The sequence below is a fragment of the Caulobacter sp. GW821-FHT10C03 genome (assembly GCF_059415485.1).
Window position 1 is genome coordinate 264,492 of record NZ_JBWKNI010000004.1, and the last position, 16,922, is coordinate 281,413.

At 69.8% G+C, this 16,922-nt stretch carries 13 protein-coding genes and 1 tRNA gene; 7 read left to right on the forward strand and 7 right to left on the reverse strand.

Annotated elements, in window-relative coordinates; translation table 11 throughout:
* Positions 1–173 precede the first annotated feature (173 nt).
* Positions 174–248 (reverse strand) — tRNA-Val (locus AC07NG_RS07120).
* Between the two features lie 130 nt (positions 249–378).
* A complete protein-coding gene (gene cpdR, locus AC07NG_RS07125; protein WP_110119269.1) occupies positions 379–735 on the reverse strand; it encodes a cell cycle two-component system response regulator CpdR in 357 nt (118 codons plus the stop codon).
* 151 nt (positions 736–886) lie between these two features.
* Between cpdR and AC07NG_RS07130 the strand changes: the two genes are divergently transcribed.
* Positions 887–1,819, forward strand: coding sequence for an N-formylglutamate amidohydrolase (locus AC07NG_RS07130; protein ID WP_494592945.1), 933 nt, complete (start codon positions 887–889; stop codon positions 1,817–1,819).
* 535 nt (positions 1,820–2,354) lie between these two features.
* Positions 2,355–4,190 carry a translational GTPase TypA gene (typA, locus tag AC07NG_RS07135; RefSeq protein ID WP_487289824.1) on the forward strand — a complete coding sequence of 612 codons (1,836 nt, stop codon included), beginning with the start codon at positions 2,355–2,357 and terminating at the stop codon, positions 4,188–4,190.
* A gap of 99 nt (positions 4,191–4,289) precedes the next feature.
* On the opposite strand, the gene AC07NG_RS07140 is transcribed toward typA, so the two are convergent.
* The 3 genes from AC07NG_RS07140 to AC07NG_RS07150 all read right to left on the reverse strand — a co-directional run bounded on the left by AC07NG_RS07140 (position 4,290) and on the right by AC07NG_RS07150 (position 7,244).
* The gene (locus AC07NG_RS07140; protein WP_494592948.1) at positions 4,290–5,471 is read right to left on the reverse strand and encodes a glycoside hydrolase family protein; all 1,182 of its coding nucleotides are present in this window, start codon (positions 5,469–5,471) and stop codon (positions 4,290–4,292) included.
* A gap of 193 nt (positions 5,472–5,664) precedes the next feature.
* Positions 5,665–6,975 (reverse strand): PQQ-dependent sugar dehydrogenase, encoded by a 1,311-nt coding sequence (locus tag AC07NG_RS07145; RefSeq protein WP_494592950.1) that lies wholly within the window; start codon positions 6,973–6,975, stop codon positions 5,665–5,667.
* A 17-nt stretch (positions 6,976–6,992) separates the two neighbouring features.
* Entirely contained in the window at positions 6,993–7,244 is a 252-nt protein-coding gene (locus tag AC07NG_RS07150) for a GlsB/YeaQ/YmgE family stress response membrane protein (protein ID WP_110119265.1), read from the reverse strand.
* A gap of 236 nt (positions 7,245–7,480) precedes the next feature.
* Between AC07NG_RS07150 and AC07NG_RS07155 the strand changes: the two genes are divergently transcribed.
* Both AC07NG_RS07155 and AC07NG_RS07160 read left to right on the forward strand, forming a co-directional pair.
* The gene (locus tag AC07NG_RS07155) at positions 7,481–8,629 is read left to right on the forward strand and encodes an aminotransferase (protein WP_494592952.1); all 1,149 of its coding nucleotides are present in this window, start codon (positions 7,481–7,483) and stop codon (positions 8,627–8,629) included.
* 102 nt (positions 8,630–8,731) lie between these two features.
* Entirely contained in the window at positions 8,732–10,594 is a 1,863-nt protein-coding gene (locus AC07NG_RS07160; RefSeq protein WP_494592954.1) for a glycoside hydrolase family 2 protein, read from the forward strand.
* 3 nt (positions 10,595–10,597) lie between these two features.
* Here AC07NG_RS07160 and AC07NG_RS07165 read toward each other — a convergent pair whose 3' ends face one another.
* The gene (locus tag AC07NG_RS07165) at positions 10,598–11,074 is read right to left on the reverse strand and encodes an SRPBCC family protein (protein ID WP_494592956.1); all 477 of its coding nucleotides are present in this window, start codon (positions 11,072–11,074) and stop codon (positions 10,598–10,600) included.
* Positions 11,075–11,232: 158 nt separating this feature from the next.
* Between AC07NG_RS07165 and AC07NG_RS07170 the strand changes: the two genes are divergently transcribed.
* Together AC07NG_RS07170 and AC07NG_RS07175 are read left to right on the forward strand one after the other, a co-directional pair.
* Positions 11,233–11,997 (forward strand): SDR family oxidoreductase, encoded by a 765-nt coding sequence (locus AC07NG_RS07170; RefSeq protein ID WP_492854445.1) that lies wholly within the window; start codon positions 11,233–11,235, stop codon positions 11,995–11,997.
* A 128-nt stretch (positions 11,998–12,125) separates the two neighbouring features.
* A complete protein-coding gene (locus AC07NG_RS07175; RefSeq protein ID WP_494592958.1) occupies positions 12,126–14,699 on the forward strand; it encodes a hybrid sensor histidine kinase/response regulator in 2,574 nt (857 codons plus the stop codon).
* 171 nt (positions 14,700–14,870) lie between these two features.
* On the opposite strand, the gene AC07NG_RS07180 is transcribed toward AC07NG_RS07175, so the two are convergent.
* Positions 14,871–15,320 carry a response regulator transcription factor gene (locus AC07NG_RS07180; RefSeq protein ID WP_494592960.1) on the reverse strand — a complete coding sequence of 150 codons (450 nt, stop codon included), beginning with the start codon at positions 15,318–15,320 and terminating at the stop codon, positions 14,871–14,873.
* 220 nt (positions 15,321–15,540) lie between these two features.
* On the opposite strand from AC07NG_RS07180, the gene AC07NG_RS07185 reads away from it, so the two are divergent.
* Entirely contained in the window at positions 15,541–16,917 is a 1,377-nt protein-coding gene (locus AC07NG_RS07185) for an MFS transporter (RefSeq protein WP_494592962.1), read from the forward strand.
* Positions 16,918–16,922 lie beyond the last annotated feature (5 nt).

Consider the following 16,922-nt stretch of genomic DNA (forward strand, 5'->3'; position numbering starts at 1 on the left):
CGGCGCTTTTTCTTTGACGCGTGGTGGTCGGGGCTTCAGGCGAAATGAGTGCGGAGAATAGCGGCTTCATTCTCCGCACGATCTGCGGAGATTAGCACAGCTCAGGCCGCGCGATCGAACGCGGCCGCGCGTCAGCGCGCTCGGCGCAAGTCTCTGATTTTAAAGAGAAGGGATGGTGGACGCGACAGGGATTGAACCTGTGACCCCTACGATGTCAACGTAGTGCTCTCCCGCTGAGCTACGCGTCCGCCGAAGCGATCCGAAGCGCCTCGTTGAGGCGTCCCGGCCGGGAAGGTGTGGGGGTATAGCGGCGGCTTGGCCGGGGCGCAAGCCGCCGAGGAAACTTTTTCGGAGAAGTTTTCAGGAAGCTGTGGAGGCTTACGCCGCCATCATCTTTTCGACTTCGGAGACGAGGTCGCGCAGGTGGACGGGCTTGGACAGCACCTTGGCGCCGGCGGGCGCTCGGTCCTGGGCCGACAGGGCCACGGCGGCGAAACCGGTGATGAACATGATGCGCAGGTCCGGGTCGCGAGCGGCAGCCTGGCGCGCCACCTCGATGCCGTCCATGCCGGGCATGACGATGTCGGTCAGCAGCAGGTCCCACGGGTGGTCGAGGTGGCCGACCGCCTCTTCGCCGTCGGCGCAGGCGGTGACTTCGAAGCCGGCGCGTTCGAGCGCACGGGCGAGGAAGCCGCGCAGCGAGTCGTCGTCTTCGGCGAGGAGGATGCGGGCCATGTCGCTTACGTGTCCGTTGGATCTCGTCTCTGGAAAGCCGAATCTAGGCCCGGGACGGTAAATCGCCGGTGAACCGACGCGGACCGTCCACAGATACGACAGGGCGCGAGGACATTTGACCGCAAGCCCGGGGTTCTCGACTATGTGACGCATGAACGCATGGGACCCGATCACCCCGGACACCGCTTCGCCCCAGGCCGGCGCGACCGCCGCCCAGGGGCGCGAGCCGGCGTACGAGGCCGTGCGGGCCGCGCCGGAGGGCCAGAGCGCCCCGACGCCCCTGGTGTTCGCCTCGCCCCATTCGGGCGCCCTGTACCCGTCGGAAATGATGGCGGCCGCCCGCCTGCCCGAGAACGTGCTGCGCGGCTCCGAGGACGCCTTCGTCGACCGGCTGATCGCCAAGGCCCCGACGCAAGGGATCTCGACCATCCGGGCGCGGCTGGCGCGGGCCTATATCGATCTCAACCGCGACCCGTGGGAGATGGACCCGGCGATGTTCGACGGCGACTTGCCGGAGTTCGCGCGCGGCCGCACCGCCCGGGTCGCCGCCGGCCTGGGAGCCATCGCCCGGGTGGCGGACGGACGGCCGATCTACGCCCGCAAGCTGACCTTCGACGAGGCCAAGGCCCGGGTCGAGCGCGCCCACCGCCCCTATCACGACATGCTGACCCGCCTGCTGGCCCAGGCGCGGGCCGCCCACGGCCTGGCGGTGCTGATCGACTGGCATTCGATGCCGGCGGCGGCGGCGCGCGGTTCGCGGGCCCGCGGCGGCGGCCCTTGCGACATCGTGCTGGGCGACCGCTTCGGCGCGGCCTGCGCGCCCGAACTGACCAAGCTGGTCGAGCAGGCGCTGGAGGAGATGGGCTACAGGGTGGCCCGCAACGCCCCCTACGCCGGCGGCTACACCACCGAGCACTACGGCCGCCCGGCCCGGCGCACCCACGCCCTGCAGATCGAGATCAACCGCTCGCTCTATATGAACGAGACGACCCGCGAGCCGACCGAAGGCCTGGCGACACTGACGGCGCATGTCGAAAAACTGACGGCCCTGCTGGCCGGGGCCGACTGGTCGGGCCTGAAATAGCGCCCTCGCGGCCTGCAAAAACGGCCATTACAGGCCAAGAAGTCCGCAAACCGCCGCAAAGGCTTGCAAAATCGCGCCTCGCCGGCTTCGGGCCAAAAAAAAGCCCGGCGGTAAGGCCGGGCTAGTTCATTAGGGAGGAAACGCCCAGGAAGGGCAGAAGCGGCAGCGCCGCCTCACACCTTCTTTATAGGGTGCGCTGCGAAATCGGGCAAGCGGAAAGTTGGACAACGTTGTCGAATTTTCTGCGACATCCGGTAGCAACCCTTTGCACAGCAAGGATCGGAGAACATCGATCTCCAAGCTTGACTATAAAATAGGCATTGCTGCGCTGCACAATTAGTTGCCCAAGAAACGACAACCGCCAGAAACCACCCCAAACCCGGTAGGAATAAGGGTTTGCGGCGTGACACCGGTAACCGCGACATAAGGCGCCGTTTGGGCGGGGTGGATAAACGCAGCGCAGTCGCGTAAAAGCCGCGCGCCTGACGCGCGCAGCGTCTCATCCGATTTTTCTCCGAAAGCCCGCCGTCCTCCCATGTCCATGCGAAATATCGCCATCATCGCGCACGTCGATCATGGCAAGACCACCCTCGTCGACCAGCTGCTGGCCCAGTCTGGCGTGTTCCGCGCCAACGAGGCGACGACCGAACGCGCCATGGACTCCAATGACCAGGAGCGCGAACGCGGCATCACCATCCTGGCCAAGTGCACCAGCGTCCTGTGGAACGGTGAAGCGGGCGAAACCCGCATCAACATCATCGACACCCCCGGACACGCCGACTTCGGCGGCGAGGTCGAACGGATCCTCGGCATGGTGGACGGCTGCGTCCTGCTGATCGACGCCGAAGAAGGCGTCATGCCGCAGACCAAGTTCGTGCTGACCAAGGCGCTGAAGATGGGCCTGAAGCCCATCCTCTGCATCAACAAGGTCGACCGCGCCCACGCCGATCCGGACCGCGTGCACAACGCCGCCTTCGACCTGTTCGCCGCCATCGGCGCCACGGACGAGCAGCTGGACTTCCCGCACATCTACGCCTCGGGCCGCGCCGGCTGGGCCACGCTGGACATGAACGTGCCCAGCGACAACCTCGGTCCGTTGTTCGACCTGATCGTCCGCCACGTGCCGGAACCCAAGCAGATCGCCAAGAAGGACGAGCCGTTCCAGATCCTGAACGTGCTGATCGAAAGCGATCCGTTCCTGGGCCGCCTGCTGACCGGCCGCATCGAGAGCGGCAAGGCCGTCCCCGGCATGGCCATCCACGCCCTCGACCGCAACGGCAAGGAAATCGAGCGCGGCCGCATCACCAAGGTGCTGGCCTTCCGCGGCCTGAAGCGTCAGCCCGTCGATGAAGGCGCGGAAGCGGGCGACATCGTCGCCATCGCCGGCATGTCCAAGGCCACCGTCGCCGACACCCTGTGCGCGATGGAAGTCACCGACGCCCTGCCGGCCCAGCCGATCGATCCGCCGACCATCTCGATGACCGTCTCGGTCAACGACAGCCCGCTGGCCGGCCGCGAAGGCGACAAGGTCCAGTCGCGCGTCATCCGCGACCGCCTGCTGAAGGAAGCCGAGTCGAACGTCGCCATCAAGGTGACCGAGACCAGCGAAGGCGACGCTTATGAAGTGTCGGGTCGCGGCGAACTGCAGCTGGGCGTCCTGATCGAGAACATGCGTCGCGAAGGCTTCGAGGTCTCGATCTCGCGTCCGCGCGTCGTGTTCCAGAACGATCCGGAAACCGGCAAGCGCCTGGAGCCGATGGAAGACGTCATGATCGACGTCGACGACGAGTTCTCGGGCATCGTCATCGAGAAGCTGTCGCTCCGTAAGGCCGAGCTGCGCGACATGGGTCCGTCGGGCGCGGGCAAGACCCGCATCCAGCTGACCGCTCCCTCGCGTTCGCTGATCGGTTACCAGGGCGAGTTCCTGACCGACACCCGCGGCTCGGGCGTGCTGAACCGCGTGTTCAGCCACTACGAGGGCTACAAGGGCGCCATCGACCAGCAGCGCAAGGGCGTGCTGATCTCCAACTCGGACGGTGAAACCGCGGCCTACGCGCTGTGGAACCTGGAAGAGCGCGGCACCATGTTCGTCGGCGCCGGCGAGAAGACCTATCTCGGCATGATCATCGGCGAAAACGCTCGTCAGGATGACATGGACGTCAACCCGATGAAGGCCAAGCAGCTGACCAACGTCCGCGCCTCGGGCAAGGACGAGTCGATCCGCCTGACCCCGCCGCGCAAGATGACCCTCGAGCAGGCCATCGCCTACATCGAGGAAGACGAGCTGGTGGAAGTGACCCCCAAGAACATCCGCTTGCGCAAGCAGATCCTGAACCCGTCGTTCCGCAAGAAGCGCGTCAAGGAAGACTAGTCTTCCTGGCCCTTCGGGGACTTCCGGACATGAAGAGGCCGCCGACCCCAGGGTCGGCGGCCTTTTTGTTTGGCGGCCCCTTTGGCGGGCGCCTTGCCGCTAGAGCCCGGCGAGATCCCGATCCAGCGCCGCGCCGTCGAAGGGCACGACGATGATCTTGCTGCCATGGCCGTTGCTCCCCGTCTGGTCGTCCTTGGGCGTATCGACGACGGCGAAGGTCATGGCCACTACATGGCCGTTGTCGATGACCACGCCGGGGCGCTCCAGCTTGTTCCAGTGGTTCGCCGCGCCGTCGGCGTAGCGGATGAAGTCGGCGCCGGGCTCGTAGGCCAGCCCCTGGACCTTCCACTGCGTGATCCCGTCGCGCGAGATCAGGTGGTAGGCGCGGCGCTCGCGCCAATGATTGACGACGATGTGGCACCATCCGCCGCTGAACCACACGACGGGATCCTCGAAGGCCCTCAGGTCGTGCTGGGGAATGCCGCTCAGGCCGCGATAGACGCTGTCGCCCATCACCTTGTACGGGCCGAGGATTCCCGTCCTGCTGATCAGGATCTGGCCCGAGCGCGGGACGATCTGATAGGCCCCGTCGGGCCGCAGCATGACGCTGAAATTGGCGGGGCGCGCGGGCTTCGCCGTCGGATCGCCCCGGACGGCGACGTCGCCCGGCGTCTTGACCAGCTGGAAGAGGCTCTGATCGAAGCTGATGGCGCCCAGTTGCCGCCACGGCCCGTCGATCGACTTAGAAACGAAGACGTCGCCGGCCCGCGTCTCGCTCACCACGACGGCGTAGCGCTTGTCGTGCATCCGAAGGGCGGTGACGTTGTGGCCCCGGCCGCCCTGGTTATCGGGCCAGGTCAGCCCCCTGTCGCGATACGGCCCGAACAGGGTGTCGCTGACCGCGCTGACGGCCAGGGACTCTCCCCAGGCCTTGTGGCCGAGCGCCTGGTCCCATCGGCTCGCGAACATGCGGTACCCGCCGTCCGGCCCCTTGAGGATCTGACCGTCCCAGTAGTTCCAGCGCGCCATCCCCGCATCTTCGAGGCCATTGCTCTGATCGCGCGGCCCGACCTCCTTCGCGCCCCAGGCCGTCGTGGACAGCCTGGCGGGCGGCATCGGCTTGAAGTAGGCGATGAAGGGCTTTGGCCCGAGCGTCGGCACGGCTTCGGCGCCGGCGTCGCGACCGGCAGCGCCTTGCGCCGCCACGACATGGGGAGAGGCCTGAAGAAGCAGCAGGCCGGCCAGGGCCGCCGCGGCGAGCTTGCTCGAACGCAAAGACATGCACTTCCATCCCCGTCCGCAGGGAGGCGCGCTTTCGGCGCCTCTTCGTGCCGGACCCTCTCGGCCAGGCGACCCGCCGCCAAACCCAATATATGGACAATAGTCCTATTAATTGGATGATTGTGGGCGCTCGGGATTTTGTCAAAGCTTTCCCGCGCGGGAAGACGGCGACGCGGGGGATCGGAGGGACGCCTTACCGCCCGCTCACCCGCCAGATGACGTTGCCGACGTCGTCGGCGACCAGCAACGCGCCCTTGGCGTCGAAGGCCACGCCGACCGGGCGGCCCAGGGCCTCGCCCTCGTCGTTGAGGAAGCCGGTCAGCACGTCGCGCGGCGGGCCCGACGGCTTGCCGCCGGCGAAGGGCACGAAGATCACCTTGTAGCCGCTGTGCGGCCTGCGGTTCCACGAGCCGTGCTGGCCGATGAAGGCCCCGCCCCTGAACGGCGCCGGCAGGGCCGAGGCCGCATCGAAGGTCAGGCCCAGCGAGGCGGTGTGCGGCCCCAGCGCGTAGTCGGGCGCGATGGCCCGGGCCACCAGGTCCGGCCGCTGCGGCGCGACCCGCTTGTCGACGTGGGCGCCGTAGTAGCTGTAGGGCCAGCCGTAGAAGCCGCCGTCCTTCACCGAGGTCAGGTAGTCGGGCACGAGATCGCTGCCGATCTCGTCGCGCTCGTTGACCACGGTCCACAGGGCGCCGGTGGAGCCTTCCCAGCCCATGCCGTTGGGATTGCGCAGGCCGCCGGCGAACAGGCGCTTGGCGCCGGTGGCCAGGTCGATCTCCCAGATCGCCGCCCGCCCCTCCTCGGCCGCCATGCCGTTCTCGGCGACGTTGCTGTTGGAGCCGACGGTGGCGTAGAGCCGCTTGCCGTCGGGGCTGGCGATCAGGCTCTTGGTCCAGTGGTGATTGCGCGGCCCGGCCGGCAGGTCGGTGACCCGCACGCCCTTGGCCGTGATCGTCGTCTCGCCGCCCTTGTACGGGAACCGCAGCACCGCGTCGGTGTCGGCCACGTAGAAGGCGTCGCCGACAACGGCCATGCCGAACGGCGAGTTCAGCCCCGACAGGAAGGTCGCCCGCAGGTCGGCCACGCCGTCGCCGTCGGTGTCGCGCAGCAGGGTGATGCGGTTGGCGCTCTTGGTCGCCGCCCCCGCCCGCTTCATGACGACGGCCTCGATCTTGGCCTTCAGGCCCTTGCTGTCCTCGGGCTTGGGCGGGGCGTTGGTCTCGGCCACCAGCACGTCGCCGTTAGGCAGGACCTGGATCCAGCGCGGATGGTCCAGCTTGTCGGCGAAGGCCCTGACCGCCAGCCCTTCGGCCGGCTTCGGCGTCGCGCCTTCCGGCCAGCCCTTGGCCGGCGCGATGTTCAGCGTCGGCAGCAGGGTCTTCTTCGGGGCCGGCAGCTGGGGATTGGGACCCGTGCCGGCGGCGACGTCGAGCCTGGCCCGCTCGCCGCAGGCCGCCACGCCCAGCAGGGCCAGGGCCGCGGCGGCGGTCAGGACGCGTTTCATGCCAAGGCGCGCCACCCTCAGGCGCGTCGGCGGAAGAGACCCAGCAGCGCCAGCAGCACCACCGCGCCGATCGTCGAGATCACCAGGCTGCCCAGCCATCCAGTCGCCCCCAGACCCACCATGCTCGCCAGGAAGGCGCCGATCAGCGAGCCTACCAGGCCGACCACCAGATTGGTCAGCAGCCCATGATCGCGCTTCATGATCTTCTCGGCCAGCCAGCCGGCGAAGACGCCGATGATGATCGCGCCGATGAAACCCACGCCGTTCATGCCGTCGTTCTCCTGTTCGCCCTTCGGGTGTCAGGAAAATGCGTAGGGTGCGGCAGAGGTTGCTTCCCCCTCAGTCGCTCCGCGACAGCTCCCCCAGAGGGGGAGCATCTTGGCGCTCCAGATCCTCCCCCTCTGGGGGAGGTGGCCCAGAGGGCCGGAGGGGGCTGGCGCGGCGGAAAGTCTTGGCGCCTCGACCTCGCCAAGCCATGGTCCCCGCCCACACCGCCGAGCCTCCCATGGTCCATCCCGTCTTCGCCGACCTGCCCGTCACCGTCTTCGAGGAGATGAGCGGCCTCGCCCGCGAGCTGGGGGCGATCAATCTGGGCCAGGGCTTTCCGGACGACCAGGGACCGATCGCCCTGCGGCGCAAGGCCGGCGAGGCGCTGATCGAGGGCTCCAACCAGTATCCGCCGATGCGCGGCCTGCCGCAGCTGCGCCAGGCGGTCGCTGGCCACTACGTTCGCACCCAGGGCCTGGAGCTCGATCCCGACCGCGAGATCATCGTCACCTCGGGCGCGACCGAGGCCCTGGCGGCGGCCTTCCTGTCCCTGATCTCGCCCGGCGACGAGGTGGTGCTGTTCCAGCCGCTCTATGACGCCTATCTGCCGATGGTGCGGCGGGCCGGCGGCGTCCCGCGCCTGGTGCGCCTGGCGCCGCCGCATTGGCGGTTCAACCGGGCGATGCTGGAGGCCGTCTTCAGCGACAAGACCAGGCTCGTCGTGCTCAACAGCCCGCTGAACCCGGCCGGCGTCGTGACGCCCGACGAGGACCTGGCCCTGCTAGCCGAGTTCTGCGTGCGCTTCGACGTCACCGCCGTCTGCGACGAGGTCTGGGAGGCCGTGGTCTTCGACGGCCGCGCCCACCGGCCGCTGATGACCTTCCCCGGCATGCGCGAGCGGACGGTGAAGATCGGCTCGGCCGGCAAGATGTTCGGGATGACCGGCTGGAAGGTCGGCTTCCTGTGCGCCGCTCCGCCGCTCGCCAAGGCCCTGGCCGGCGCCCACCAGTTCCTGACCTTCACCACCCCGCCCAACCTGCAGGCCGCCGTCGCCTTCGGGCTGGAGGAACCGGGCGACTGGTTCACGGCCATGCCCGCCGGCCTGCAGCGCTCGCGCGACCGGCTGGCGGCGGGGCTGCGGGACGCCGGCTTCTCGGTGCTGGGCAGCGGCGGGACCTATTTCCTCAATGTCGATCTCGCCGCCTCGGGCATCGACGAGCCCGACCGCGCCTTCGCGCTCAGAGCCGTGCGCGAACACGGCGTGGCGGCGATCCCGGTCTCGGCCTTCTACGCGGAAGACCCGGTCACCAACGTCCTGCGGCTGTGCTTCGCCAAGGCCGACGACGTGCTGGACGCGGCGGTGGAGCGGCTGGCGCGGGCGAAGTGAGCGCCCTCCTCGCCCCGCTGGACAACCCCGCATTGGCCTGACCAATATCCCCGCCAATGACGACGCCGGCATTACCAGCGTCGCGAGGGCAGGGAGAGGCGGATGCGGCGGATCTTCGGATGGGCCTTGGCGGTCGCGGCCGCGTTCCTGGCGACGTCGGCGGCCTTCGCCGGCCCCACCCTGAACCGCGCCGACCTGCGCGCCGGCCAGGACCTTTCCGGCACCTGGAACTACTCGGTCGATCCCTATCGCGACGGCGTTTCCGGCTTCCATCGCGGCCCGCCCGGCGTCGGCCACCGGCGCTATGACGACAGCGACGTCGATCAGGTGACCCGCGCCGATCCCAAGGCGCTCTACGAATACGACATGCGCCGCTCGCCGACGGCGACCCTGCCCGCCTCGTGGCTGACCCACGCGCCGGAGATGCGCCACTACCAGGGCCTGGTCTGGTACCAGCGGCGGTTCGACAGCGTCGCCCTCAAGCCCGGCCAGCGGGCCTTCCTGCGCTTCGAGGCCGCCAACTACACGGCCAAGGTGTTCCTCAACGGCCAGGCCGTGGGCGAGCACGAGGGCGGCTTCACACCGTTCTCGTTCGAGGTCACGGGCCTGCTGCGGGCCGGCGAGAACCAGGTGACGGTCGGCGTCGATTCCACGCCTTCTGCCGACGGCGCCCCGCCGCCGGTCACCGACTGGGAGAACTACGGCGGCATCACCCGGCCGGTGCGGCTGGTGATCACCCCGGCCACCTTCGTCGACGAGGCCTGGGTGCGGCTGACCCGCGACGGCAAGACGATCGCCGCCGATGTGAAGCTCGACGGCCCAGCCGCCGCAGGCCAGGCGGTCAGCGTCAGGGTCGCGGGCCTGACCTTGAGCGGCAAGGCCGGCGCCGACGGCGTGGCGACGCTGTCGGCCCCCGCGCCCAAGAGCCTCAAGCGCTGGGCCCCCGGCGCGCCGGCGCTCTACGACGTCCGCGTCGAGGCCGGCGACGACGTGCTGACCGACCGCGTCGGCTTCCGCACCATCGAGGTGCGCGGCGGCGAGATCCTGCTGAACGGCAAGCCGGTGTTCCTGCGCGGCATCTGCCTGCACGAGGAGGAACTGGGCGAGAACCCGGCCCGCACCATCACCGAGGCCAACGCCCGCGCCCTGCTGGGCGAGGCCCGCGACGGCCTGCACGCCAACTTCGTGCGCCTGGCCCACTATCCGCACTCAGAGGTCACCACCCGCGTCGCCGACGAGATGGGCCTGCTGGTCTGGAGCGAGATCCCGATCTACTGGCTGGTGGCCTTCGACAATCCCCGCACCCTGAAGCTGGCGCGCGACATGCTGGCCGACTCGATCCGCCGCGACCGCAACCGCGCCTCGATCATACTGTGGAGCGTGGCCAACGAGACGCCGGTCAGCGACGCCCGCAACGCGTTTTTGGGAACCCTGACCGACGACGTCCGCGCCCTGGACGACACCCGTCTGGTCACCGCCGCCCTGCTGGCCGCCCGCAAGACGGTTGACGCTCCTGATGGCCGGCATGCCGAACAGTGGATCGACGATCCCCTGGCCGCCAAGCTCGACGTGCTGGCGGTCAACACCTACGCCGGCTGGTACGGCGACGACCCGCTCGACGCGGTGTCCAGGATCACCTGGCGGGCCACCGACAAGCCGATGGTGTTCTCCGAGTTCGGCGCCGACGCCCTGGCCGGGTTCAGCGACCCGGTGCTGATGCGCAAGTTCTCCGAGGACTTCCAGGCCCGCTACTACGTCCAGACCCTGGCCATGGCCGCCAACGCGCCGTCCTTGCGCGGCATGTCGCCCTGGATCCTCAAGGACTTCCGCTCGCCCCGCCGCCAGCATCCGGTCTACCAGCAGGGCTGGAACCGCAAGGGCCTGATCTCGCCCACCGGCCGGCGCAAAGCGGCCTTCAAGGTGCTGGCCGACTACTACGCCAAGCTGGCGGGAGACGGGCGCTAGCCCCTACAGCGTCGCCGCCAGGGCCGTCATCTGGTCGGCGGCGATCCCCCAGCCCTCGTGGAAGCCCATCTGCTCGTGGGTCGCCTTGTCTTCCGCCGTCCAGTGACGGGCCGTGGCGGTGTAGCGGGTCTTGCCGTCGCCGAGATCCTCGAAGCGGACGATGCCGACCATGAACGGCTTTTCCGACGGGACCCAGGCGCTGGTGAAGGCGTCGGTGAAGACGATGAGTTCGTTCTCGACCACCTCCAGATAGACGCCGGGATTGGGCATTTCCTCGCCATTGGGGCCGCTCATGACGATGTAGCTGTTCCCGCCGCCGCGGACATCCATCTGCGCGTGCGACACGCGCCACGGCGGCGGGCAGAACCACCTGGGCAGCAGCTCGGGCGTGGTCCAGCACTTGAAGAGCTTGTCGGCCGCAACGTCGATGATCCGGGTCAGGGTCAACTCGTGGGCGGCGGCGGGCGGCGTGAAGGCCATGGCGGGTCTCCGTCTTGCTGGAAGGACTGTTCGGCCCAAGGACGCGGCCGGTCCAGCCGTCCCGACACGTCGCGGCGGATTTTTCGATCGCGGTTGACCGGGCCGCGCGCGGCGGTCACTGTGCAAGCAATTCAAACAAACGTTTTAGGGAGCGCGCCGTGAGCCTCTTCGACCTTTCCGGCAAGGTGGCGATCATCACCGGATCCTCGCGCGGCATCGGCAAGGCCATCGCCGAGCAGATGGCCCAGCACGGCGCCAAGGTGGTGATCTCGTCGCGCAAGGCCGGCCCCTGCGAGGAGGTCGCCGCGGCCTTGAACGAGCAGCATGGCGAGGGCACGGCCATCGCCGTTCCGGCCAACATCGCCTCGAAGGAGGACCTGCAGCGCCTGGTCGACGAGACCCGCGCCGCCTTCGGCCGCGTCGACATCTGCGTCTGCAACGCCGCCAGCAACCCCTATTACGGCCCCCTGGCCGGCATCGCCGACGACCAGTTCCGCAAGATCCTCGACAACAACATCATCAGCAATCACTGGCTGATCTCGATGGTCGCGCCGGAGATGCGCGAGCGGAAGGACGGGGCGATCATCATCGTCAGCTCGATCGGCGGCCTGCGCGGCAACGCCGTCATCGGGGCCTACAACATCTCGAAAGCCGCCGACTTCCAGCTGGCCCGCAACCTCGCCCACGAGTTCGGCCCCGACAACGTGCGGGTCAACTGCATCGCGCCGGGCCTGATCAAGACCGACTTCGCCAAGGCCCTGTGGGACGATCCCAAGACCCTGGAGCGCTCGACCGCCGGCGTGCCGCTGCGGCGGATCGGCGAGCCCGACGAGATCGCCGGGGCGGCCGTCTACCTGGCCTCGAAGGCGGGAAGTTTCATGACCGGTCAAGCCATGGTGGTGGACGGCGGGGCGACCATCTGAGCCTGGCTCCACCTGCGCGCGATAACGGCGGTCTTTAAGTGCGGCCTAGGGACGCGCCGGCCCGAAATTAACCTCGGACACGGAAACTTGACGCTAGGACAGAGCGGTTGTTCGAGGACCGCCGCCCCGTGAAGCGCATCCTGCCCCTGCTGCTCGCGCTCGTCGCCCTGGCCGGCGTCGCGCCCGCGCGCGCCGCGACGGCCCCGGCCTCGGAACAGGCGCGCAAGCTCGAGCAGCTCTATCGCGAGATCGGCGTACAGCGGGCCGGTCCCGCCCCGCAGGACAACGAGGACGTCGAGCGCGCCGGCCGCCGGGCCCTGCGCCAACGCGGCGACACCCGCCTCTACGCCCTGTGGCGCGTGCTCTACGCCTACAAGAGCAACCACGTTCAGAAGGCCTTCGACGACTGGGAGGCGACGGTTCGCGCCACCGCCCGGGTCGACGACGATCCCGAGCTGGCGGCGCTGGCCGACCTGATGCAGGCCGCCTACGACCTCGACGCGCGCGGACCGACGGGCATGGACGACGCCCGCTGGGCGCGGTTCCTGGGCGGGTCCGGCCGCGAGATCGGCCTGATGGCCGGCGTCGAGCGCATCCGCACCCTGGCGCGCAGCGGTCGCTGGACCGAGGCCAGCCATTTCGCCGGCCAGCTGTTCGAGGACCTGGGCGAGCGCGGCTCGATCGCCCGGCCGCTGCTGGCCGAGGCCCACCAGGTGCATTCGTACACGCTGTCGGAAATCGGCGACAAGGACGGCGCCCTCGACCACATGGCCGAGGCCGCGCGCCTGGACGAGCGCGACGCCTTCTACATGCGCAAGATCGAGCGGCTGTACGACATCGCCTACACCGCCGCCGAGCTGGGCGAGATTCCGGCGGCCGAACGCTTCGCCGAGGTGCACCACCGCATGAGCGTGGGGGCCGGCGATCCGGATCTGCTGACCTGGGACCAGAACCTCTGCGCGGTGATCGCCGACGCCCGCGACGATCCCCAAGGCGTGCTGCGCTGCCTGCGCGACGCCGGCGCGGTGCTGGTCGCGCCGCAGGACCGGGTGGCCGTCTCGATGCTGCGCCTGCGGGCCAAGGCCCTGGCCCAGACGGGAAGGGCCGAAGCCGCCCGCCGCGACCTGACGCTGCTGGACACCGCTCCCCCCCGCGCCGCGCGCCCCGATCCGGTCGGCCGCATGCTGGTCGAGGCGTTCATCGCCAACGCCGAGGGGCGCGGCAAGGACGCCTTCTCGCTGTTCGACCGTTGGCGCGTGGCCCATTCGCGCGAGACCAACGCCGCCCAGGCCGCCACCGCCTCGCAGATCTCCTCGGCGCTGGAAGCCGAACTGCAGTCCAAGCGCACCGAGAGCGAGCGCCTGACCGCCGAGGTCGAGCTGACCCGCCGCCTGGCCCAGGCCACCGGCGTGATCGCCGCCCTGATGGCCCTGCTGGTGGTCGGCGGCGTCACCTGGGCGCTCTACATGCGCCGGGCCCAGGCCAATCTGAAGGACGCCCGCGGCCGCGCCGAGGCGGCCAGCGAGGCCAAGTCCTCGTTCCTGGCGGTGATGAGCCACGAGCTGCGCACGCCGCTGAACGGCATGCTGGGCATGGCCCAGGCCCTGCGCGGGGAGACCCTGGGCGCGGGCCAGCGCGAGCAGGTCGACCTGCTGATCGATTCCGGCGAGACCCTGCTGGTGCTGCTCAACGACATCCTCGACCTGTCGAAGATCGAGGCCGGCAAGCTGGAGATCGCCCCCACGGCCGGCGACCTGGCCCAGGCAGTCGGTCGGCTGGTCAACGGCTTCCAGCCGACGGCGCGCGAAAAGGGCCTCGACCTCACCTTCGCGGTCGTCGGCGATCCGCCGCCGTGCCTGATGTTCGACGTGGTGCGGGTGCGCCAGTGCGTGGCCAACCTGGTGTCGAACGCCCTGAAGTTCACCAGCGAGGGCAAGGTCGCCGTGACCCTGTCGTGCGCGCCCGAACCCAACAGCGGCCGCCAGTCGGTGCGGCTGACGGTCAGCGACACCGGCATCGGCATGACCCCGGCGACCCTGAACAAGCTGTTCGGCGCCTTCACCCAGGCCGACGCCTCGACCACCCGCAACTACGGCGGCTCGGGCCTGGGCCTCAACATCACCCGCCGCCTGGCCGAGATGATGGGCGGCTCGGTGACCGTGCGCAGCCGCGAGGGCGAGGGCTCGCTCTTCACCCTGCGCTTCCTGGCCGACGTCGCCGTCGGCGAGGCGGCCGAGGCGCCGGCGGCCGAGCCCGCCGCCCTGGAGCTGGACGCCCTGGCCTCGCTGGGCGGACGCCGGGTGCTGGTGGTCGACGACCATCCGGTCAACCGCCGGGTCATCCGCCTGTTCCTGGAGCCGTTCGGCTGCGAGCTGGTCGAGGTCGAGAACGGCCAGGAGGCGCTGGACGCCGTCGCCGCCCATCCGTTCGACATCGTGCTGATGGACGTCAACATGCCGGTGATGGACGGACTGGAGGCCACCCGCCGCCTGCGCGCCGACCCGCGCTGGGTGCGCCTGCCGATCGTCGCCCTGACCGCCGACGTCATGCAGACCCAGATCCGCACCTGCCTGGAAGCGGGCATGGACGCCCACGTCGCCAAGCCGATCGACATGCGTAACCTGCTGTCGGTGCTGGCCCAGGTGGTGGTCGCCGCCCAGGCCCCGGGCGTTTCGCGGGCGCGGACGGCGGAACGGGTCTAACGCCCTTCTCCCCTTGCGGGAGAAGGTGGCGGCCGAAGGCCGACGGATGAGGGGTCTCTCAGAACGATCCGTCTTCAACCAGCCGATCCGCCCGTCGCGGCGGAGAGATCTATCGACCCCTCACCCGACCCGCTTCGCGGGCCACCCTCTCCCGCAAGGGGAGAGGGACGTTCAGTCGATCTCGAAGGTGTCCGGGCCGGAGGGCTGCGGGGCCGGCTGGGGCTTCGGGGGCGGCGGGGTCACGGGCGCGCGGCTCTCGGAGGCCAACAGGGCCGAGACGCGCTTGAGCAGGTCGGCGGCGGTGAACGGCTTGACGATGTAGCCGTTGGCCCCGTCGTTCAGAGCCTGCTTGACGGTTTCGATGTCGCCCCGAGCGGTCATCATCATCACCGGGGTGCGCAGGCGGCGCAGGCGGCGGATGACGCGCAGGGCCTCCAGACCGTTCATCCCCGGCATCTGGATGTCGAGCAGCACCAGGTCCGACTTGGCGTGGCCCAGGGTCTCCAGCCCGACGGCGCCGTTGGGAGCGCCCGAAACGCGATGACCGGCCTGGCTCAGCACCAGGTCGACGAACTCGCGGACCAGCGGATCATCGTCGATCACCAGGATGGAGTGGGGCATCGGCGGGCTTTCGGGGAACGCGTCGGGTACTCGACCAACTATAGCGCGCACGCCCGGCGCCTCGCACCCCCGCGCGCCGATTTCCGGCGAGGCGCGCTCTATTGTCGCGCTCGGCGACGCGGGCGGTTCAACCCATCGGTTCCGTGCGGCGGCTTGGCGAGGGGCGCGGAAAAGGGCATGACCGCCTGCCCGGCCCGCAAGGCCGCCGAAGAGACCGTCGATGTCCGTCGCCGCCGACCGCACCGCCCTGCTGGACCGCGCCTTGCTGCCGCGTTTCGGCCTGCTGTGCCTGGGCATCTGGCTGAACGCCGCCGACACCCTGGTCACCGCCACCATCATGCCCAGCGTCGCCCGCGAGGTTGGCGGTCACCAGTATTTCGGCTGGTCGGTGGCGGCCTATCTGATGGGCTCGATCGTCGCGGGCGCGTGCAGCGGCAAGTTCTCGCAAGGCCTGGGCCTGCGCCGGGCCACCGCCTTCGCGGGCATCGTCTACGCCGCCGGCTGCGCCATGAGCGCCCTGGCCCCCGAGTTCGTCACCTTCGTCGTCGGGCGACTGATCCAGGGGCTGGGCGCCGGGGCCGTGGTGGCCCTGTGCTACGTCGCCATCACCGCCCTGTTCCCCGAGAAGCTGTGGCCGCGCGTCTACGGCGCGGTGGCCGGCGTCTGGGGCGGGGCGACCCTCTTGGGACCGCTGCTGGGCGGGGTGTTCGCCGCCGCCGGCTTCTGGCGGGGCGCGTTCTGGGCCTTCGTGATCCAGGGCGTGATTTTCGTCGTCGCCGTGCTGGCCATGCTGCCGGGCGAGAAGCGGGCCGAGAGCCGCACGCGCATCCCCAGCCGCCAGCTCGCCCTGCTGGTCGTCGGCGTCAGCCTGATCGGCGCGGCCGGGGTGGTCGCCTCACCGGCCACCGCCGGGATCTGCGCGGTGCTGGGCGTCGCGGCCATGGCCGCCATGCTGGCCGTCAACCGCCTCTCACCCGACCGGCTGCTGCCACGCTCGGCCGCCGATCTTTCCACCGCCACCGGCCTTGGCCTGCTGGTCATGTTCGCCTGCGAGGCCGCCGCCATCGGCTTCACGGTCTACGGCCCGGCCTTCATCCAGGCCCGCCACGGCGCCTCGCCGCTGGTGGCCGGCTACGTCACCGGCGGCATCGCCGCCGGCTGGACGGTCTGCGCCATGCTGGTCGCGCGCCTGAAGGTCGAGCACGAGCCCCTGGCCATCCGCGCCGGCGCGCTGGTGATATTGGCCGGCGTCGCGGCCTCGGCCCTGGCGGTGTCGCGCGGCGGGCTGTGGAGCACGGGCCTGGCGCTACTGGCCGTCGGCTGCGGTTTTGGCCTGTGCTGGGCGTTCCTGGCCCGGCGCACCATCGCCGGCGCCCCGACGCAGGAGCAGGCCCTGGCCTCGTCGGCCGTGCCCACGGTGCAACTGATCGGCGGCGCGACCGGCTCGGCCGCCGCCGGGGCCATGGCCAACCTGCTAGGCTTCGGCCACGGCATCGACCCCGCCGCCGCCTTCGCCCACGGTCCGTGGCTATTCGGGGCCTTCGTGCCGCTGGCCCTGGTCGGCTTCGCCGCGGCCTGGCGGCTGGCGCGGGACTGACCCGC